At 58.0% G+C, this 19,569-nt stretch carries 23 protein-coding genes and 1 pseudogene; 5 read left to right on the top strand and 19 right to left on the bottom strand.

Translation table 11 applies throughout. The features are described 5' to 3' along the window. Positions 1–309 precede the first annotated feature (309 nt). Entirely contained in the window at positions 310–2,565 is a 2,256-nt protein-coding gene (locus ACFRJ9_RS15965; protein WP_377669810.1) for a polysaccharide deacetylase family protein, read from the top strand. A 6-nt stretch (positions 2,566–2,571) separates the two neighbouring features. Here ACFRJ9_RS15965 and ACFRJ9_RS15960 read toward each other — a convergent pair whose 3' ends face one another. The 3 genes from ACFRJ9_RS15960 to ACFRJ9_RS15950 all read right to left on the bottom strand — a co-directional run bounded on the left by ACFRJ9_RS15960 (position 2,572) and on the right by ACFRJ9_RS15950 (position 4,538). Next, complete coding sequence (locus ACFRJ9_RS15960) at positions 2,572–2,751, bottom strand: hypothetical protein (RefSeq protein WP_377669808.1); 180 nt, start codon at positions 2,749–2,751, stop codon at positions 2,572–2,574. A gap of 92 nt (positions 2,752–2,843) precedes the next feature. Then, positions 2,844–3,383: a hypothetical protein gene (locus ACFRJ9_RS15955; protein ID WP_377669806.1), complete on the bottom strand. Its 540-nt coding sequence runs from the start codon at positions 3,381–3,383 to the stop codon at positions 2,844–2,846. A 261-nt stretch (positions 3,384–3,644) separates the two neighbouring features. Then, positions 3,645–4,538: a hypothetical protein gene (locus tag ACFRJ9_RS15950; RefSeq protein ID WP_377669804.1), complete on the bottom strand. Its 894-nt coding sequence runs from the start codon at positions 4,536–4,538 to the stop codon at positions 3,645–3,647. Between the two features lie 282 nt (positions 4,539–4,820). Between ACFRJ9_RS15950 and ACFRJ9_RS15945 the strand changes: the two genes are divergently transcribed. From ACFRJ9_RS15945 to ACFRJ9_RS15930, 4 genes are all read left to right on the top strand, one after another. Then, positions 4,821–7,679 (top strand): phage tail tape measure protein, encoded by a 2,859-nt coding sequence (locus ACFRJ9_RS15945; RefSeq protein ID WP_377669802.1) that lies wholly within the window; start codon positions 4,821–4,823, stop codon positions 7,677–7,679. Positions 7,680–8,095: 416 nt separating this feature from the next. Further along, the gene (locus tag ACFRJ9_RS15940; protein WP_377669799.1) at positions 8,096–8,299 is read left to right on the top strand and encodes a hypothetical protein; all 204 of its coding nucleotides are present in this window, start codon (positions 8,096–8,098) and stop codon (positions 8,297–8,299) included. A gap of 284 nt (positions 8,300–8,583) precedes the next feature. Then, the gene (locus ACFRJ9_RS15935; RefSeq protein ID WP_377669797.1) at positions 8,584–8,835 is read left to right on the top strand and encodes a hypothetical protein; all 252 of its coding nucleotides are present in this window, start codon (positions 8,584–8,586) and stop codon (positions 8,833–8,835) included. A 282-nt stretch (positions 8,836–9,117) separates the two neighbouring features. Next, positions 9,118–9,942: a hypothetical protein gene (locus tag ACFRJ9_RS15930; protein WP_377669795.1), complete on the top strand. Its 825-nt coding sequence runs from the start codon at positions 9,118–9,120 to the stop codon at positions 9,940–9,942. Positions 9,943–10,160: 218 nt separating this feature from the next. Here the strand turns inward: ACFRJ9_RS15930 and ACFRJ9_RS15925 are convergent, their stop codons facing one another. The 16 genes and pseudogenes from ACFRJ9_RS15925 to ACFRJ9_RS15850 form a co-directional block, all read right to left on the bottom strand. Beyond that, positions 10,161–11,663 (bottom strand): recombinase family protein, encoded by a 1,503-nt coding sequence (locus ACFRJ9_RS15925; RefSeq protein WP_377669793.1) that lies wholly within the window; start codon positions 11,661–11,663, stop codon positions 10,161–10,163. Then, entirely contained in the window at positions 11,609–11,887 is a 279-nt protein-coding gene (locus ACFRJ9_RS15920; RefSeq protein ID WP_377669791.1) for a hypothetical protein, read from the bottom strand. Before ACFRJ9_RS15920 ends, ACFRJ9_RS15925 begins: the two co-directional genes overlap by 55 nt. Before the next feature lie 2 nt (positions 11,888–11,889). Next, positions 11,890–12,537 carry an ImmA/IrrE family metallo-endopeptidase gene (locus tag ACFRJ9_RS15915; RefSeq protein WP_377669788.1) on the bottom strand — a complete coding sequence of 216 codons (648 nt, stop codon included), beginning with the start codon at positions 12,535–12,537 and terminating at the stop codon, positions 11,890–11,892. Positions 12,538–12,566: 29 nt separating this feature from the next. Then, positions 12,567–12,950, bottom strand: coding sequence for a helix-turn-helix domain-containing protein (locus ACFRJ9_RS15910; protein ID WP_377669786.1), 384 nt, complete (start codon positions 12,948–12,950; stop codon positions 12,567–12,569). A 201-nt stretch (positions 12,951–13,151) separates the two neighbouring features. Then, the gene (locus ACFRJ9_RS15905; RefSeq protein ID WP_377669783.1) at positions 13,152–13,466 is read right to left on the bottom strand and encodes a hypothetical protein; all 315 of its coding nucleotides are present in this window, start codon (positions 13,464–13,466) and stop codon (positions 13,152–13,154) included. 87 nt (positions 13,467–13,553) lie between these two features. After that, positions 13,554–13,733, bottom strand: coding sequence for a DNA methyltransferase (locus tag ACFRJ9_RS15900; protein WP_377669781.1), 180 nt, complete (start codon positions 13,731–13,733; stop codon positions 13,554–13,556). 16 nt (positions 13,734–13,749) lie between these two features. Continuing rightward, positions 13,750–14,217 (bottom strand): annotated as a pseudogene (locus ACFRJ9_RS15895) (DNA methyltransferase); the annotation flags it as partial. Continuing rightward, positions 14,141–14,560 (bottom strand): DNA methyltransferase, encoded by a 420-nt coding sequence (locus ACFRJ9_RS15890; RefSeq protein WP_377669779.1) that lies wholly within the window; start codon positions 14,558–14,560, stop codon positions 14,141–14,143. The pseudogene ACFRJ9_RS15895 and the gene ACFRJ9_RS15890, both read right to left, overlap by 77 nt. Further along, the gene (locus tag ACFRJ9_RS15885; protein WP_377669776.1) at positions 14,553–15,527 is read right to left on the bottom strand and encodes a replication-relaxation family protein; all 975 of its coding nucleotides are present in this window, start codon (positions 15,525–15,527) and stop codon (positions 14,553–14,555) included. The genes ACFRJ9_RS15890 and ACFRJ9_RS15885 overlap by 8 nt, the downstream gene beginning before the upstream one ends. Continuing rightward, positions 15,524–16,135: a TraM recognition domain-containing protein gene (locus ACFRJ9_RS15880; RefSeq protein WP_377669774.1), complete on the bottom strand. Its 612-nt coding sequence runs from the start codon at positions 16,133–16,135 to the stop codon at positions 15,524–15,526. Before ACFRJ9_RS15880 ends, ACFRJ9_RS15885 begins: the two co-directional genes overlap by 4 nt. A 311-nt stretch (positions 16,136–16,446) precedes the next feature. Next, entirely contained in the window at positions 16,447–17,115 is a 669-nt protein-coding gene (locus ACFRJ9_RS15875) for a hypothetical protein (protein WP_377669772.1), read from the bottom strand. Positions 17,116–17,687: 572 nt separating this feature from the next. Further along, positions 17,688–17,903, bottom strand: coding sequence for a hypothetical protein (locus ACFRJ9_RS15870; protein WP_377669770.1), 216 nt, complete (start codon positions 17,901–17,903; stop codon positions 17,688–17,690). Between the two features lie 164 nt (positions 17,904–18,067). Then, positions 18,068–18,268: a hypothetical protein gene (locus tag ACFRJ9_RS15865; protein ID WP_377669768.1), complete on the bottom strand. Its 201-nt coding sequence runs from the start codon at positions 18,266–18,268 to the stop codon at positions 18,068–18,070. 104 nt (positions 18,269–18,372) lie between these two features. Next, a complete protein-coding gene (locus ACFRJ9_RS15860) occupies positions 18,373–18,576 on the bottom strand; it encodes a hypothetical protein (RefSeq protein WP_377669766.1) in 204 nt (67 codons plus the stop codon). Further along, a complete protein-coding gene (locus tag ACFRJ9_RS15855; protein WP_377669764.1) occupies positions 18,573–18,824 on the bottom strand; it encodes a hypothetical protein in 252 nt (83 codons plus the stop codon). The genes ACFRJ9_RS15860 and ACFRJ9_RS15855 overlap by 4 nt, the downstream gene beginning before the upstream one ends. Before the next feature lie 10 nt (positions 18,825–18,834). Continuing rightward, positions 18,835–19,020 carry a hypothetical protein gene (locus ACFRJ9_RS15850; protein WP_377669762.1) on the bottom strand — a complete coding sequence of 62 codons (186 nt, stop codon included), beginning with the start codon at positions 19,018–19,020 and terminating at the stop codon, positions 18,835–18,837. Positions 19,021–19,569: the final 549 nt, after the last annotated feature.

Raw genomic sequence — 19,569 nt, 5'->3', positions numbered from 1 at the left:
CCCCAAGCGGACACGGCTATCAACATGCGGCTCAATGCACGTGCGGATGGGTCGCGATCAACGTCATGGAGTGGATGACACAAAGAGATGCCAGAGCGCATGCCAAGGCATCAAATGACTAGCGACCCGACCGGCCCCAGGGGTGGCGGGTACCCCCTCGACACGCCTTAGTCCCAACCCGCCGGGGAGGGGAAAAAAACCTCCGGAGGGTTCAAAGGGTTTTTGAACCCTCTCTGTCTTTCAAAAATCACCTACGCAGCCCGCTTATGGCGGGCTTTTTTGTACCCAAAATCAGACAAGGAGCCATCTTTGGCTATCGCAACAACCCCCCTTGGTTTCCAGAAGCCAGACGGCAACGAGCTTGTGCGTAACGGTAACGACACCATTGCGTTGAATGCGCAGAAGTCCCAGGAACTCTTCGTGAATGCCCGTGCCCGACTGGCTTCTTTGGAAGCCAAAGCTGATTTCACGGGTGACCCTCTTGAATTGAATGACTCTGCGGTTGCTGAAACGCTCACCACGGGTGTGGAATCGCAGGCCGCGCTTGAGGCTCGTCTGGAAGTACAGGTGCCGCCAGTTGTCGCCGGGGTGATCGCGACCGACCCAACAGTTCTCGAATCGGCGGCGACAATGGCGGCGTCTACTGCTGGGCTTGTCCCAGTGTTTAAGTCATCTACCGCGTACACGGCGGGGCAAAAGGTCATCGCTCCAAGCGGCGACGTGGTTGCGGCGAAAGTCAACTTCACGTCCGGAGCCTCCTACAGCATTTCCAACTGGAATCCATCCACGCAAGACGGGCGCATAGGGACACTTGAGTCAATCAAGTGGCAGCGCGGAGAACTTCCTGCCAGCACCAACTTGGACACCATGTACAACGCCACGGAGGTCGGTGCATGGAAGATCAGTACCGCCCCAGCCGCGAACAGCATCACAGGGCTCCCCGCTGGTGAAAACGCGCTCGGAGTTTTCACCTTAGATCCTGGCATCGGGTTCCAGACGTACCGCACTTATAGCACCGGCAAGTTCTGGGTTCGTTCACTCTCATCTGTCACCTCGCACACGTGGACGGCTTGGAAAGACCTGAACATTGATGCAGTCCCGCAAAAAGGCAACATCGCCAACAGTACGGACCTGAACGCCATGTACACCGCCGCGCACGAGGGCGTTTGGAACGTGGCATCTTCTACTGCCGCGGCTACGATGACGAACCTTCCCGAAGCTCGTGCCGGAAAAATTCACGTCTTCAACATTGCTGGTGGCAGCATCGCTGCGCAGTGGTTCATGACCTACGCTGGCGGGCTCTGGTATAGGTCCGTGGCAAACCTGACAGGACCAGTCTGGAACGCCTGGACGAACCTCATTGCAACCGCGCCCGTTCCCGTGGTCACAGAACCAGGCCTCAAGCACCAGGTCCGCGCCAACACCGCCAAGGCTGTGTCTGGTGGGCCACTTGGCACCGGCGGCAAGCCGTTCATTATTCTGCGGTTCGATGACTGGCACACCGAGTTCGGAACCAATGTCGCCCCTATCCTGCAGTCCTATGACATGCCGTGCATAATGGCGTGCACCGTGGACATGGTGGCGGCGTCCGTTGGGGCCGCGCAGATCCAGTCATGGCATGTGAATGACGGCTTTCAAGTCGTCAACCACTCCTACTCCCATGGGCCGGCGTCCACAGACGCGCAACTGGTGCACGAAATTATCGAGTCCGCAGACGCGCACGAAACGAATATGCCAGCGGTGAAGATTCATACCTGGACCATGCCAGGCACTGGCGCAGGAACACCTTACGGCGGATACATTGATTCCACTGAGGAAGCCGCCTACAACACGACCGCGGGAAAGCTGCTCTACTCTAGGCACGGCCACGTTGCTGGCGCCCGCGGTGGCTGGCTCCCTCGGCAGGGTGGGATTGTTGACGGTCAGGGACACACCACGTTCGAGTCATCAACGGTGGCCGCGTTCCAAGACTTGGTGAACTCGGCAAAGAAGGCCGGCGCGGTGAGCTTGACGATGATGGCGCACCCCGGAGTGTTGGGCACGGCGGGGAAGATGTCTTGGGCGGACTTCGGGACGTGCATGGCGTGGCTCGCTGGAGAGCGAGACGCCGGGAACCTGATGGTTGGAACAGCCACGGGCATGCTGGCTCTGGACTCCACAACCAGCTACCGGCACAACCTGCTGACTGGCGTCTTCAACTCACTGGACGGCTGGACTGGTTCCGGATGGACGGTCGGCGGCGGGTTCGCGACGTCGCCTGCCTCCACCGCGACTCTGTCCACCACCGGAAGGTGGGACGCCTGCCCATCGGTAAAGGGTGGTGCCCGCGAAGTTTATGTGCGCGTTAGGTCGTCCGCAGCAAACAGTGTGAAGGTGCGGTTGAGTACGGTCTCGACTGTCCTCACGAAGGAGAAGACTTTCGCCGTTCCTGGTGATGGCGCATGGCACGATCTGCGGATCTTCTTCAGCGTCCCCCACAGCGCAGACGTTGGAGCGAGCATCTACATCAACTCCACCACTGGAGTTACGTTCGACGTACAGCAAGCCAACATGTACGCGGTTTAACCAACTTCAGTTGTGGCCCCGGTAGATCGGCGAGTCGGGGTCATTCGGATCGTTGGCGATGTTCTCGCGCATGATCTCCATTTCCCACTGCTCAGTCTCGTGCGACGGCGGGACCCTCACCGGGTTGGGATTGCCGTTTTCATCGTATTCCGGGTAGGCCACAGGCTTGTTTTGCGCTTTAGTCATGAGCCAATCCTAGACGTGTAGGGGAGTTGCGCCCGTAGCTGGATCAAGTAGCTACGGGCGCAACCACTTACTGCTGGTGGTTCTGGACTGCTCTACAACAGAGCATCCAGAGTCTTGACGCCGGACATGGACAGGATCGAAAGGACCGACAACCCAAGATTAACGAAGCCAAAGACTGCCAATCCATAGGTCCAAACTCTGACGCTCTCAAGCTTTGTCAAGAAACGCTTTGTCTTTGGCTGAATGTAGTGCCTAGCTGGATCATTCTTGTAAATGTAAGCCAACTGATTTGAGTAGTCCACTGCGCTAACACTCAAGCCCATTTCACGTTCCAAGGCATGCATGGCGATCATCTCGTTCCACAAATACATCCGGTGCTTCCGCATCAGTTGTATGGAAAGAACCGTGATGGCTGTTCCGAGAAGTGCTGATATTAATCGGGCAAACGAAGTGCTTTCGTGTCCAAGCGCAATAGTCAGCAGGAACGCTTGTGCAGTCAACGCCAAAGCGGGCGACTGCCACAGTAGGCCATCGCGATGACCCACACGAGCCGTCAACGCCTCGTATACAACAACGTGCTTCTGGTTCTGAAACTCCCAGGAGTTGTCGGCACTTCTAAACGTCAACGGCATGGGCAAATACTATGCGACCAAACCCAGGAGAAGCCTTTGTTACATCGTGCCCTCAAGGCGCCGATGCCCTATGGGGGGTGCACATACCTTATGGGAACTCGGCAACACCACCGATGTTGATCACCTTCGCTGTTCAGACGACCTGCGGTATTGACGGCTGTCTTGGATGGCAGCTTTAGGCCCGAGGACTTCGGCATCCACAACGAGAGTTCCAACTACTAGCAAGCAGTGCGCCTTTGTGGAGGGCCGGCCTGAATGGACTCAGTTGAAGGCCTCAGTGGGAATTTCTGGGGTCGGCAGGAGCCGTGGATTACCAATGGCATCCCAGCCCACTACGTAGTCGCGCTTTTGCTTATCCATTACAAGTCTTGACGGGTAGTTCTGCATTGGATCAGGGCCCAAAGAACGGAGCGAGTAATTCCCTTCGCCTGGGCCGCTCTCCAAAAGAGTCCCCTCGATCCGCAGTGGTTGTCTCACGAGCACTCCTGTCTCTCCTCCAACATCAACAGACCAAGCAGACGACGCGACAACAATGCGAGCCCTGTCTGGCGCATGAGTTGCCCGAATCCAATCAGAAACACGGCAACCCACAGCGAGGAAAGAGTGACTTGAGTTGCTTACTGAAAGCTCTATGTGGCTCTGGCGCCGAGTCAGTACGGCATTGCTTAGATGGGCGAATCCTAGACCGGGGTTAACTGCGAGCGGTTGCGTGCCAGCGTTCTCGAACCTGACCCTGAAGATTGCAAAAAGCCAAGAGCTATCATCCGGACCCTTCTGGAACACTGCTCCTGGCTCAACCACGCTAAACACGGGATCGTCGTAGCTATCGGAACGTGCGTATGCGCAGGCTTTAGGGCCGTTCTCATCACGATCAAGAGTGAAGAAGACCGAAGGCGCGTTCGTTTCCATGCGCGCTCGGATTGCTTCGGCTGTCATGACTTCCGACTGTTGCGCCTGTTCTCGTGCTAACTCTAGTGACGCGTTGGCGACCGTAACTGCTCGTTCGCTTGCGTCGGCGGACCGTTTCGCCTCGATGAGTGCCTTGCGGGTCAATACGGCTTGGATGGCAATGACAACCGCTGAAGCCATCGTGGCCACCGCAGAAACAGCGGTTGCTATTGCAGCGATCATCGTCCAATAAGTGGATGGTTCCATTTTTACCCCCATGGCTAAAGTTCTCGGTCAGTCTCCCACGGATTGACCGCTCTTTAGCGCAGGGACCGATTGATTCTGCCGGCTGATTTCGGCACAAATGACTAGCCCGCTCATGGCGGGCTTTTTCATGCCCTGAAACAGGCTCCGTCTGTCTCTTGGGCTTCGAAAGAGGTGGTCCCAATCGCGGATCGATCTATAAGTATCGCCCTTGAGGCGAAGGTAACCGACTTTGTATCGGGGATGAAAACAGCGGCGAAGTCCGCGGAGGACTTTTCCTCTCGTGTGGGCGACTATGCCAAACGCAATGCTGAGGATTTGGATCGTGTTGGCAAGGCGGGCATGGTCATGGGCGGCACGCTTTTGGCGGGTGTTGCTTTGGCGATCAAGTCTTATGCGGAGTTTGATAAGCAGATGTCTGCGGTGCAGGCGAGCACGCATGCGACTGCGGGTGACATGGATTTGATGCGTCAGGCTGCGATTGAGGCCGGCGCGGATACTGCGTTTTCTGCGACTGAGGCTGCTCAGGCTATTGATGAGCTGGCGAAGGCTGGCGTTTCGACTAAGGACATCTTGAATGGCGGGCTTAAGGGTGCGTTGTCGTTGGCTGCGGCTGGTTCTTTGGAAGTTGCTGAGGCGGCGGAAATTTCGGCGTCAGCTCTTACTCAGTTCAAGTTGTCTGGCGATAAGGTTCCGCATCTGGCTGATTTGTTGGCTGCTGGTGCTGGTAAGGCGCAGGGGTCGGTGCATGACCTTGGTATGGCTTTGAATCAGACGGGCCTTGTTGCTGCGTCTACTGGGTTGACGATTGAGGAAACCACTGGCGGGCTGGCCGCGTTTGCTTCTGCCGGGTTGATTGGTTCCGATGCTGGCACGTCCATGAAGACGATGCTGCAACGCCTCACACCTCAGTCTAAAGAAGCGGCTGAAAAGATGGCCGAGCTGGGCATCTCTGCCTATGACGCTCAGGGCCAGTTCATCGGGCTGTCTAAGTTCTCGGAGAACTTGAAGACCTCGATGCGTGACCTTACCCCGGAAGCCAGGAATGCGGCGATGGGTGTGATATTCGGTTCTGATGCGGTGAGAGCCGCGAACGTTCTGTATGAACAGGGCGCAGCGGGGATCGAGGACTGGACCGAAAAGGTCAATGACGCCGGGTACGCTGCGGTCACTGCCTCAATCAAGCAGGACACGCTTGCTGGTGATCTTGAGAAGCTGGGCGGCTCGTTCGATTCGGTTCTGATCAAGGGCGGCTCTGGCGCGGCTCAGGCATTGCGTGGGTTGGTGCAAGGCGCTGAGGATCTGATCGATGCTATCGGGAAGATACCAACCCCGATCTTGAACGCTGCTGTTGGTATCGCCGGCATGGCTGGTGGTGCATTGCTGTTGGGCGGCGCTTTGCTGACCGCGCTTCCTCGTCTTGTTGAGTTTCATGCCTCGTTGAACAGGATCGCACCGGCTGGGTCGAGGGCTCGGACGGCCATCACGAATGTTGGTAAAGCTGCCGGTGGAGCTGCCGCGCTGCTGGTTGCATTGCAGGCCGCTTCGGCGGTGTTCAGTGAGAAGCACACGAAGTCGGCTGAGGACTACGGTCAAGCGTTGCTCAAGGTCCAGGACCTCGCTCGGTCCGGCGCCGCCTCGCTTTCTGGCCTTGACTCTGCCTTCCAGGATCTAGATAGCCTCGCCGGCGTCGCGCCCGGGATTGATAACGCAGCCGATGCCATCAAACGGTTGACCAACCAGAACTTCACGGACGTCACCTTGAACAAGGGGCTTGACGGCTTCCGCGAGTGGGTCACTGGCTCCAAGGGCGACATCGGACAGCTTGAGGACCGCATGAAGGGCCTAGGCGAGCAGATGGGCAGCCTCGCCAAGAATGGCGCTGCGGACACTGCTGCTAAGTCTTTCCAGGCATTGACTGCCGAGTTCCAGAAAAACGGCAAGAGTGCCAAGGACGCCCTTGATTACCTCCCGGGTTATAAGGATGCGCTGCTTTCGCTCGCTAACCAGTCTGGTCAGACGCTCACGGAGCAGGAACTTCTGGACTTCGCCATGGGCAAGGTTCCTGATTCCATGAAGGTAGCTGGCGACTCAGTGGAGACCTTCACGACGAAAGTCGGTAATGCGGCTCCCATGACCGAGGAAATGTCGAAGGCTCTTGAGGATGTTGGCCTGAGCGCTTCTGGTGCTATCACGAACATTGAGGCGTTTACTGCTTCGTTGTTTGCTGCTGGCATTTTGTCGTTGTCGGCTTCTGATGCTGCGATTGCGTATCAGGACTCGATTGACAAGCTCACGGATTCTGTAACCACGAACGGTACAACGCTTGATATTAACACTGCTGCGGGTCGTGCTAACCAGTCGGCTTTCAATGATGTTGCTAAAGCTGCGATGGCTTCGGCTACTGCGACTGCTGAGGAAACGTTGAAGACGCAGGGTTCCGCGGCGGCGCAGGCTCAGTTGCAGGCTGGTCTTCGCACTAGCTATGACGACCTGATTACTGCGGCTGGTCAGTTTGGTATTACTGGTGACGCTGCGGACACTATGGCTCGTAAGGCGTTGGGGATCCCGAAGAACGTGAACATTGATGCTTGGATTGCTGATCATGCTTCAACAGCGCTGGATGGGATCCAGCGTAAGGCTGATGGCCTGGATGGGCGCAAGGTCACGATTGGCATTTACACGACCGAGTATTTTGACAGTGTTGACCGGCGTTCGACTGCACCGGATTTGAATGGTGGCGCGTCTGGTACTGGGCGTATGGGTTCTTATGCGACTGGTGGCCGGGTGTTCGGCCCTGGTACGACTACCTCGGATTCGATTGATGCCCGCTTGTCGAAGGATGAGTATGTTCTGACGGCGAAAGCTGCTCAGAAGATCGGGTATGACAACCTTGATCGCATGAACGGCGGAGATGTTACGCCGGTCAAGCCTATGGGTTACCAGTATGCGCCGGCTGGGGCGCCTGCCGTTACGGCTCGTCCTGTTGTCACTGCATCATCTGGTCCTACCCAGATGACAGGCACCCTTATCTTGGATTCTGGTCAGGTCTTCGGGACGTTCCGCGGGGTTGCTACTGAGGTGTCCCGTTCGGAGATTGGCGCCGCTGACGCTCAATCTGCCTACATGCGCACCGGCAGGTAGCAAAGTATATGCTGGCCGCTCCACATACTCACTAAGGGGCGGTCAGCATGACTTTGCGGGAAGAAATCAAAGCTATTGACGACAGGGTTCGAGAAACGACTGATTCCCTAAACCAGGATGTGGGAACTCTCGGCCAGCGCCTAGTTAACGAATTTGAAGGCATCTGGGAGTCCTTGGGGCTTATAGCGAGCCGGATTGATGAGATAGATAAGCGGATACCACAAGCGAACTGAAGGAACAAAACGGGTTCCCTTCTGCCCAGAACATGCGGTGTTGCGGTCGCACAGTGAACGGTACAAAACCCGCTGGTGGTGTTCGCCGCGTCACACGACTCTGCATTGTGAGCCGAACTACGGTACATTTGGTGGGACTAGCTGGGAAAGTTTGGGAAGATTTGGGAAAGAGAGGGGCTTGACATGACTACTCACGCATTCGGGCGCGAGAACGCAAAGCATGCCGCCCCAATCTCCCTTAAATGGCTCCGGCCCCTAACAATCCAAGGTCGACGAAGCGAGACTTTCTCGGACTACGTCAACCGCGTCGATGCCGTGCTGGACAGCCCTGAAATCATCGCTAAAGCACGGGCTCTGAAGCCGGCTCGCAAGCTGCCTCGGCGCTAAGCGCTTAGTTGTCTGATTGGGTTGACGCCGAGTTCGAACATCGGCAATATCTTCAGCGCTTCGTTTGCGCTCCGCACCCGTACCGCCGTCTCAAGAGGCTACTGAGGTATGGCCTGGCCGCCGGTGCTGAGATTTGGTCCTCGCACGTCCAAAGCCTCGTCCGAGATCTTCAACCCCGCCTCCTGGATCCGTGGGTCCTTACCCTGCGCTGGGACGACAAACTTAAACTGGTCGAAGCGGTGGGATGCTACAAAATTGCTTGGGACTCTAGCGGATTTCACGACGTGAACCTCTATCTGCTTGCAACACACCGAGATATGTGGGGCAAGGGCCGCGGCCAAGCAACCCTGGATCGAATATGGGATGAGGTTGACGTGGCGATCTTGAGTCAGTCCGTCACCAGCAAGGTCGTCATGAAGGCCGATGTCCACAAGCAGAACGCTCGGTGTAAGAAACTCCTTGCCCGGAACGGCTGGTCGTATCTAGAAGACGACCCGGACGGCGTGCACGAGGTGTGGGCTGTCGTAGCCGAGTGAATACCTCAAAGTTCCGGGCTTGGCGCAAGTTTGACCAAGAGGGTTTCGAAAAGGCGTGGTTGTCCGCTCCACCGTATGAGGACATGGAACCGGATCAGGAGTACCTGCCGCCACCCAACGTCGTGCACATTTTTGCAGATCGACTTGCTTGAGTGTGCAGATGTGTTAATGTAATTGCAGATCAGACGTGATGGTTTGATGAAAACGCTTTGAAGGGTCCGTTGCCGTGGTAGGCGCGGACCCTTCGGCGTATCCAGTTACGTTTCGGGCAGAATAGGTCGCATGGAACCCGGAGAGTTGTGGGCCTACCGCCAACGGGCAGTCGATCCCTTAGAGCCTGTGACCTATCTGCGACATCGGCGCGGCGACCAGCCCAAGCATAAATATTCGCTGGTCCGGTTCGAAGCGGAAGATGCTGACGGGCGTGAAGAGTGGGTGCCTGACGGGCGGCTAAAGTGCCCCTGGGAAGAAGCCGAACACTTTGAGGCTGAGGAAAGAAAGTGGATCCCGCTACTCAAGGCGTCAAATATCGACTGGGGCACCCATGCGGCCATTGACTTGGTGATTGAGGTCGCTCTACCTGACGAAATGTGGGGAGGTGCGCGCCCCCCGGCGCAGCTACCCGACCATGCAGAAAGCTGGATCGCCCTACGCCACTTGCCCCAACTGTCAGACCTTACCGGGCTCAGCCTGGCTGAACTGCGCAGCGACCCCCTGTCGTTCGAACAAGGTGATTCGTGGGTGGTGCCGGCTTACACCGCCTACGCGATAGCCGAACGACTTGCCCCACGTGAGCCCGAAGCGATCCTGCGGCACGTCGAAGAAGATGAAAGAAAGCTCAAGGCTGACAAGAAGCATTGGGAACAGCTAAGTCCTGGTGATGAGCCCTGGCCAGTAACTCGGAACTCATGGGAGAACACCGAAACAGCATGCCGCCTGCTCCGTAAGTGGATAGGCAAGGAGAACAACGACCTAAGGCAACAAGCCCTAGACGCTGAAGAGGAAGTCGCACGACTGCGAGGCTTAGTTGAATGGGGTATCGGCAAGCTTGCAGGCTACGGGCACAAGTCGTCAGCCGATACATTGCGGCGGAACTTGGGGGAGTAGGCCGGTGTGTGTGCAAACGTGTGTGCACACTGTCGGATTCACCTGAGTTTCGGGGTTCACAGTCGGAAACGACACCCCTCTATATATAAGGACAGAGGCCACCACGTACACCCATCGGATATAGGGGGACATGATGGCCTCGTTACTGGGGGTCAAGGGGTCGCAGGTTCAAATCCTGTCAGCCCGACCAGAGTCGCTTTATTCGAACCATGGTTTGACTAGACCGACTTTAGTTTGAACAACAGAGATGGCGTCGAGAAATCGGCGCCATTTTTGGTACCCCGGAATTGCCCGGCAAGTACGCCTGAATCGCCCAAAAACGGTCCTATTTCGGACGATTGGGACGATCCTGGGACAGATACCGCCTGTGGCGTCTCGGATACCCGGAAGGCCGTCTGGGCGGCGAAGATGTCGTCAAATGGTTCGTTGAGGTCCGCGCCAACCGTGCCGTCTTGGTAGACAAAGAACCGCAGGAAGAAGGATTCGTTGAGGAGTCTCCGAACCTTATCCGTCGCCGTCTCGTAGTACGCTTTCGGGTCGGCAATCTGGTCGAGAGCCTTAGTCAGCAGCTGGCCACCTACGGCAATCTCTTCACCGATGTTGGCGAGACTATCTTCGATACGAGAACGCTGCACACGCAGCTCGTGCATCTTCTCGCGAACCTTCGAAGCAGGCAGTATGCCGTCAGCGGCAACGTCGACGAGGCGACTCTCTTTGGCATCGACTTCCTTCAGTTGATTGGTGTACCTCGCATACATGTCCTGGATGTCCTTCTGTTCACCCAGGAGGGCCTCTTCCAGTCGCCTGCGCACATCCTGTTTGAAGTCCTCGTCGAGAACGAGTCGGCTATAAGAGTCCGCCACGCTGTCCTCGACGAGATAAGCCGGCAGATACGGAAGGTCACACTTGCCTTCCTGACGAGCTCGGCAGAAAAAGTATTCGTGAATGGTACCGCCTCGCCCCTTCGCCTCCGTGTAGATGGTGCGACTCTGTCGGCCGAGCTTGAAACACTTGCCGCAGTAGAGCATGCCCTTGAGGAAGTGGTTGTGGATCCGGTCACGCGAGCCCGCACCACTCCGTGAGCTCATCACCTCCTGCACTTGATCGAATAGGTCTTGCCCAATGATTGGCTCGTGCCGTCCGGGATAGGCATCGCCCTTGTAGATGACATACCCGACGTAATACGGGTCCTTCAGCATCTGGTGCAGCTTGCTGGCCGAGACGGGCCCTTCAGGAAATCGTGCAGTCTGGCGATTAGTTAAGCCGAGATCCGCCATCGTCGCTTCCAGCTGTTCGATTGAATAGAGGCCGGTGGCGTACAGCTCGAAGGCTTTAAGGACGAGCGGTGCCCTTGTTTCGTCGAGCCCAACACTGTTGATCATCCGCCCGTCGATGTCTTTATGGATGTTGAGGTATCCGAGCCGAGCCTTGCCCACCGTGCCGCCATTGACTGCTTTGTTGCGCATCTTGATGCGAATGTCTTCACCGCTCAGTTGGTTCTGCACCTGGTTCATGATGTCGGTGACAGCGTCCATCGCTTCGGCGTAGGTACCCTCACCAAAGTCCTCACGAGCAGATAGCAAACGTACGCCGAGCTTATCGAGATGACGCCGCGTGATAGCCGCATCCGTAAAATTACGGAAGGCACGCGAGCGGGCGTAGACGATCACGTAGTCAACGTCGCGGTTGTTTTGCAGGAACTCGAGGAGGGCTTGAAACACCGGGCGCTTCTCGATGGTCTGAGCTGATACACCGGCTCGACGAATTCCTCCATGATGTCTGCGTTGACGGCTTCGGCCTTCTGTTCGCAGATGTCACGTTGCGTGGCGATGGAATTGCCATCCTTATCGATATCAATGGCAGTTTGCGTTTGCTTCTTACTTGAGACGCGCAGATACAGAACTGCCTTACGCGGTCTCAGTGCTTCGACTTCTTCAAGCGTCATCGTCAAACTCCTTGTATTTGGGTGCGGCCGTTCATGCGGTACTGCCATGAGCGGGAGAACGGGGTGCTTTGCGGCGTGCAGCGCGGCGCAGGTTCGACGATGCCCGTCTGACGCAGGCGTACGGTCATCGCGGCTTCGGAAACCTGGAAGTAGGCGGCGAGATCAGCCGTACGCTGCATACCGCCGTAGTACGCGCGCTTCAGTAGCTTCTTGGGAACCAGCAGGCAGCCGGCAAAGTAATCAGCAGCTTGCTCTGCCTGCTCGGATGGTGTTGCCTCGCGGCTGCCAACATACAGGGCGTCAGCCCGGTTGTGGTCGATAATGTGCTTGTACTCGTGAGCCAAAGTGAAGCGCTGGCGGCAGTAGCTTTCGTGCTTGTTCAACTGAATGATCCAGCTATTGCCGTTCCAGAAGCTGGCGCCCGAGACCGGAGCGTCCATGAGTTCGATCTCAATCTTGGGCAGATCAGCAATGAATTCAACTGGCACTGGACCAGTGTCGATCTGATGAAGCTCCAGGAGTCGTGTGGCTTGGTGTTCGGCAACTCGCTTGGCCTCCGCGTGAGAGCGGACTTCCCTGTTAGGAATGAGGCCTCGGAGAGTAGCCAGGACGCTCCGTTCGATATATGTAGAAATATGTTCGTTGGTCATGGCTTTCTCCTTTCTGAGAAGTCGTTTGGTTATTCGTCCTCGCCTGGGGCTGGACCTGTATTTATATCGATGCCATGCCGGGCGGCGACATCACGGAAATGTTCTTCAATTTCACGGACTGCGCTGTCGGGCATATCTTTGAACTTCGTCCGGAGATAGGGACTGAGGGTCGGAAGGTCGGAGCCGCGCAGCAGACTCGACTCAGCTAGGATGTCGGTGAGCGGAAGCTGGAGAATGTCAGCGAGGGCCCGCAGGTTATCCATGCGAGGACTTGCGATCTGCCCCAGCTCCAGCCGCGTGATGGTCCCTTTGGCCACTCCTGCCTGGCGGGCAACCTCACTGGCTGAAAGGCCGAGCTTCTGACGCTGAGTTCTGATGGTTTCAGCCAATCCGCGTATATCTTCTTCCTGCATTTCTTCTATCTCCAATTTCTGTTTTCATTATGAATCGCCCGTTCAATTCGTTCAACGATTTAAGCGAATTCCACAACAGAAATTCCGTCAAGAAAGGAAGGGCTTCCTTAACCGTTCAAGGGGTCAATAGGGATATCCGGCAAGGACAGCGGAGGCGCTCTTACGAGTGCGCATCACGCTGCCCCTGCCGATGGTCTCGAACTACCGTCCGCGAGCCGGGCGAGTTTTAGTCGCCTCCGGATCGCTGCCAAACAACTGTGCGATCGCTTCACGGCGAGCAGCAGCTTCGCGCTCGATCTCCGCCATAGCGGATTCCGCCTGCGAGGCGAGATCGGCACTGCCCTTGATGCCATCAATGTGCGCCATCAGGGCCTTTCTGATCTCGTCAGTGATCGTGCTGTTCCGCAGCTGGGCAATCAGCATCAGTTGGGTATGGACGTCCGGTTCGAGCCGGATGGCAAGAGTTTTGATTCCTGCCGGGTTCTGGCGATCGCCGCCAGTTATGGGTGTCGTCATGACAACTCCTCGGTGTGTGCGACCGGCGAGACTCCGGGATGGAGCCCTCGTCACCAGCCGCGGTGCACCGATGAGGTGTCGACCGAACTACACGCGAGGCGGCGATCGTGTACGCGCGGCGGCAATGCAGACCCGAGCTTCTTCTGCAAACGTTGGGTTGAGCTCGATGCCCACCCAGTGCCGCCCCAGGGCTTCGGCGACGACCGCCGTTGAGCCACTCCCCCATGAAGGGGTCAAGGACAATACCAGGCTCAGGATTGCCAGCATGCGCACATGTTGCCTGAAGAGCTAACCGCGTGGCTGTTGCTCCAAGCCGGCGGATCGGACGCCTCCAGGGTGCGCGGCAGATTGCACAGCGAGCCTCCGGAGTGCCGGCTTGGATGCACTGGTTAGCGAGCAACTCAGGGAACGCAGCGTGATGACTTCCCTTGCCTGCGGCCGTGGCGATGGTCCAAACGTCCCCGGGATTCTTGCCGAGAGGGTGCCCTACACTACCCAGCGCCTTCATGGCTGCGAGGCCGGTTGTCGAATCGGCGTTCGGGCCCCGCCACCCTTCTCTACTGGGGCGACGAGTTGCAGGGCGGGGTGGTTTACCGGGACGCGAACGGTGCGGTCTTCGAATGGCGTCCAGATCAAAGTGGTAGCGCCCCTGCTTTGCAAACAAGTAGATGACCTCATGAGTGGCGGTCAGCCGGTCCCCAACGCTGCTCGGCATCGGGTTGGGCTTGGCCCAGATGATCTTGTTCCGCACTATCCAGCGGTCCTGCTGCAGGAGTTGGGCGACCCGCTCCGGCGCCAGCAGCAGACTTTTCGACGGCGCCCCCCTGGCGCGGATGATTGGCGTAGGTATCACCGAGGTTGAGCCAGAATGTGCCCGTCGGCACCAGGACTCGGCGAATCTCGGCAGCAATAACCCGGATGGCCTCCGCCCAGGAATCGACGCTAGCCTCCAGCCCAAGCTGTCCATTCGCGCCATAATCACGCAGTCGAAAGTAGGGCGGACTCGTGAGGCACATATCAACCGAGTCCGACGGAAGCTTGCGCAGTTCATCCAAGGCATCGCCGACGTATAGAGCGTTGACCGGCTTACCCATGGCGAACCTCCTGGACCAACTGCGCCGCCACCTCCTCCGCTGCAGTCACGCGGTAGAGCTCCGGCGTTAGCCTGGCACCTCGCCCGATTGCGGCCCGCAGGGTTTGCCGACGTCGATCGGCTATTTCTGGCCGGTAGGCACCCATCACCCAGACCACGCGGGGAAAGCCACCGAAATCACGCTGCTCGATACCGGCCTGGCAATAGGCCTCGTACTGCCGACACTTCCGCAACACCGTCGGCAGGCTCTCATGACCGAGGTCGATTTCAACGAAGAAAGCTTGGACATCCTCATCTCCAGGTCGGGCAGCGAGTTCAACGTAAAGGTCCGGGCGCAGCACCTGAGTGCCACCAAGACGGTCTACGTATGGGCGGCGAGCCTCCTTCTCCGGAGCCACTTGCACTACCTCCGCGCCTGACACATCAGCGGCAGCTTTGATACCGACTGCAACGTCGGCAATTGCCAGCGTGTGATCTAGAAAGCGCGCAGATGGTTCTGGGAAGCGTCGGCCCCGGCGGCTGGATTCCCCTTGCCGCTGGATACGCTCCCCGCCTGCGTCCACGAAGTACACCAGTCCCTGGGAGCCAGCACGAACGCCACCGACGCGACGATTGAGGACACCCAAAACACGCTCTCGTCGCAGTCGAACCAGGACGCGGCGACATGTTCGCCCACCTGATTCTGCCGAGGCATGGTCATGAAAGTGCAGAGCCTCAATGTGTTCGGCAGTCAGGAATCGGAAGCGCTCGACAGACGAGAGAACGGCAAGGTCACGGTCACTGAGCCGAGCTTCGACAGCCCGCAGACGACGCTGGGTGACGCGAGGTGCCGCATGAGTTCGGGTGCCATCAGAAGCAGCAGTATTCGGCGCCACTAACGGCACAGATTCGCCTTCCACTTGCGACGACGCAGCTTCCGACTTTGACGCGAACGGGTAGCCGATCGGTAGTGCATCTTTTGACGTCATGGCTGACTCCTTCTGCGCCGCCCACCAGTCGCCTCGTTCTCCACTGATGGACTAAGGACACTGCGTAGCCCCTGCTCGATAGCCTCCGTGGACTGACCGAACTGCTTGCGACTGCGTGCCCTGATCGTGGCGGGAGACGACGTCGGTTTCGGCACGTTGAGGGTGGCTCCGGACGCCCACTCAGTAACCGCACCGCCACGAACGAGCTGGGCGTAGACGTGACGTGCCGGCAACGCCATGAAGTCCTGAGGTTCAAGTCCGGGAGCCATTGCAGCTGCAGCCTTGGCATCACGTGCGGCAAGTTGGAAGAAAACGCGAGAGCGGCAATTGGCTTCAAATGCAGTGCGCATGCTTGACGGCAGCTGATCTAAGTATTGGTGCGCCACATGGAAGGCAGCACCCAGGCCCCGCGAAGTGGCCAGCGCATCACCGATGTCAGTCGGGAGGCGCAGGTACTCCTGGACCTCATCGAGGTAGACCATGACCGGATGGCGATCGCTAACAGGAAGGCTGGCGCGTTCTTGTATGGCCTGCCATAGTTCAGCAACCACCATGGCTCCCAGTAGCTGGGCAGCTTCGGGCCCCAGCACTCCCTTCTGAAGAGGCACAAGCAGAATCTTCCGCTCCGTCAGCACTTGACGGACGTTGAAGCGTGGCGTTGGCTGTGCGAGGACATGGCGCAGGTTCGGGTCTAGAAGCGGGCGCAGCTTGTTCATAAGCAGGCGCGGTGACTTGGCCACTTGCCTCCGGTGACAGCTGCTCATACCAGTGCCAAAATGGCCCAGCCGAGAACGGATCGCCGCCTGCGATGTGTTGAGTGACTGACTGCCGGAACTTCTTGTTATTGAGCAAAATCGGCAGCATGGCCAAGCTCGCGTCCTTGCGCTGAGCCCGTGCCAGGAGTGAGTGCCGCAGGATGTCAGAGCTGCGGACCGAGCTGATCGCCGTAGAGCGCGTGAAAGGTGCCAAAGAGTTGATCGGCGACAAGAGCGGGGCTCCGGCCGTGGCCATCAAGCGGGTTGATACCGACTGGCTCCTTGTCGAGTGGATCGAGCACGACAACATCGTCTTGACGCTCTGCGGGCACGTGCTTGAGGACGTCACGAATTAGGTCCTTCGGTTCGATCACGACGCAACTGCGCCCCGCCGCCATGTCGTTGATGATCATCGACAGGAGCATGGAGCTCTTGCCCACGCCGGTCGGCCCCATGGCCCAGACATGGTGGCAGCTGTCGGCTGGCGATAAACCTAGCCGTGCTTCCTCCGCCCCGGGTGCCGTGGCTAAGGCGACGATGCGATCCGTGGCCGACGCCGCAAAGGAAGGCCGAATCTGTCTTGGGTGAGCGGGTGGCAGGCCGGGATAGGCCACTGACCCTTCACCGATTGGCCAAGCGCTGAGCATGCCGACTTCAATGGCAGAAAGGCGCTGCCCGAACGCGAAGCGCGGCCAATCAGGACTTGGATGATTGAGCTTCTGGATGTGGTCAAAGTCCACTTGGAAGCGGAGTCCCGGTGCGACCATGGAGCGAAAAGCGCTGACTACCCCACTAATCAGTGTGCGACGGCGATCCTTCTCTTTAGCGCTCATACCAATGCGGACATAACTCGCAAAGCCGTGCTCACCTTGCTTGTTTTCAACACCACGGGAAACACCCCCGACGCTGCTCCGGCTGGATACTGTGAAGCACCATTGAAGCGATGCCCTGATCAACCTGCGGGATGGTGTGTGGTGTCAGCTGCGGGGCATATCTCGGCCCGAGGATAAGCTGGATCACCAATCTCTCGTTACCCTGGATGGCCGTCAGACTTGCCAGGAGAGATCGTGTCGAACCCTCCGGAGATCGAGGCTCAAGTGATTGGGCTGGCGCATTGACCCGCACTCGGCGAACAACCTGCGCCGGTAGCCGCTCGCCGTCATCAGCGACCACGATTGTTCCAGCGACAAGCCGTTCAATATCTCGGCGGATAGCCGATGCGTGTCGCCGCTGAGAGCCCACAAGGTAGCTGATGCCATTGCGGGCGGCCCGGGCTTCCAGGATAATCTGCGGGGCGTGGCTTTGCGCACTCCATAAGCGCAGCAGGTTGATAGCTTGCTCATCCTCAAGCGGACGCGGCCAATGGATCTCCTGCCATACCAGCTGCCGAAGAATGGATTCAGGACTACTCATCAGTAGAGTCCTCCGGACGACGCTCAATGCCTTTGTGCTCCTGCTGTGCCTGAGCTTCTCGCTCAGCTTCGGCCTGAGTCATGGCAATGACAGCTCGGCTCAGTTTCCGGAGATCAGGACGATCGCGCTGCACGCCTCGGACGACGATCTTGCCGTCCCGGCGCGGCGTAGTCGTGCGCCTCCGATTTGGCTTACTTCTCATGGACATTGTTGTTTCCCTCCTTCCTGCGGTGTTGTGGATTGCCGCCATCGTTCAACAAATTGAACGATGTCTGTCGTTTAGTATGCGTTCAATAAGTTGAACGTTCAACCGTTTAGCGCAAACCACAACACCGACTGGAAGAGCTCACGCACTGTTTTGTGGCGATGGAATTAGTACCTGTTGCGCCAGTACTGGATGACTGCCCAGACGGCCCAAATGATCGATGCCACGCCCACGCAGACGACGAGGAACGGCAGGATCGACTGCAGTACCTGTGTTGCGCAGTAGAGCGCGATGACAGCCAGCAGGACAGACATACATGCCCCGAGCGCTCGGTCAAACCACGTTCCAGGGCTTGGATCGACACTCACTGCTGGCGCTCCCTCTCTAGTGACGTAATGAATTCGGGCATGACAGATAACCCCTTTCTCGAGGTTTGTTTGAAGTGGGTGGAGACTATGACGAACCGCTAGCTTCAGTGGCGGCGCATGTCCTTGAGCGCTTGTTGATACATTGCCATGAGCCGCCCAGCGCTCTCGTGAGCATCCCTGGTGATGCTGATGATCCGATCCTGCGAAGAGACAGACCGGTGACGCCAAAAGTCAGCTGCCACAAGGTATGCAACGGTGATGGAGGCGGCGCAGGCGATCAGGATGGCAATCCAAAAGATCGCGATCATGGCAGCTGTGACTCCTTTGGCCACGTTTCGAGCGCTGTCAGCGCCATGGCCGAGATCTGCTGGGACACCAGACGCATGTGTCGCGCCGTTGCTGGTGAATCGATGGAAACCGTTCTCGCTGCGCCATCCAACTCATCGACGAGTGCCGCCACCCGCCCAATAAACAGACGGACGGCGGCCTCGTGCTGTAAAACCTGGGGCTCCGCACGACGATTTGGCGTCAGCGGGTTCACAAATTCGTGCTTCACGACATGCTCCCTACCGCTGAAACCGGCGTACTTCCCACGCCGCATACTCGGCGAAGGAATCGGCAATGAAATTCAGCCGCTCGGCCGCCCGTGGGTCACCGTTCGCCTGGAACTCGGCCTCGCGGCTGAGCATCCCGCTCAGGTGCATACCCGTTGCAGCCACATAGCCGGCAGCCTGGACCCGGGTTGCTGTCACGAGCCCCCGTGAGACTTCGGACGTTCTGCGCTCGCTGGAGGGCCTTGCCCTCTGACCGCGAGAAGCCCTCTGGTGGATTGAATGGCGTTACCCTTCCGCTGGGACGGGGAATGAGATCGGTCATGGCTTGTTCCTTTCGTTGTTTCGGTGAAGGACGGCGATGAGGGCCGTCAATTCTGTCCCAATCGGAGCAAAGCGAACTGGGATCGCTCAGCCAGAGCCCCATCATCAAACTGCTCCAAGAGCTTCAGGCTTGCGCTCGGTCGTGAGACGCCGAAGACTCTCCATGAATTCGCGATGCCACGGTCCTCGTCCGGCATAACCGTTCTGTCGGTGGGAAGCCGAATGAGAAATATGCCGACCCGCATGAGTTCGTGGTTACCGATCGCAGGATGTTCGCTGGACATGATCTTGCCCCTCTGATTGTTGAGAGAGCCGGCTGTTTGCGGCCCTGTAACTAAGGCTGAAGCTGACGGAGCAGCGGGAACACAGGGCTACTGCTGTGCTGTCGCGGAATTGTGCCGCGCAGCGGCGAGTACTTGCGACCTG

This window comes from Paenarthrobacter sp. NPDC056912, assembly GCF_042786555.1.
In the GTDB taxonomy this organism is placed as follows: Bacteria; Actinomycetota; Actinomycetes; order Actinomycetales; family Micrococcaceae; genus Arthrobacter.
This window is presented reverse-complemented; position numbering and strand designations above follow the sequence as displayed.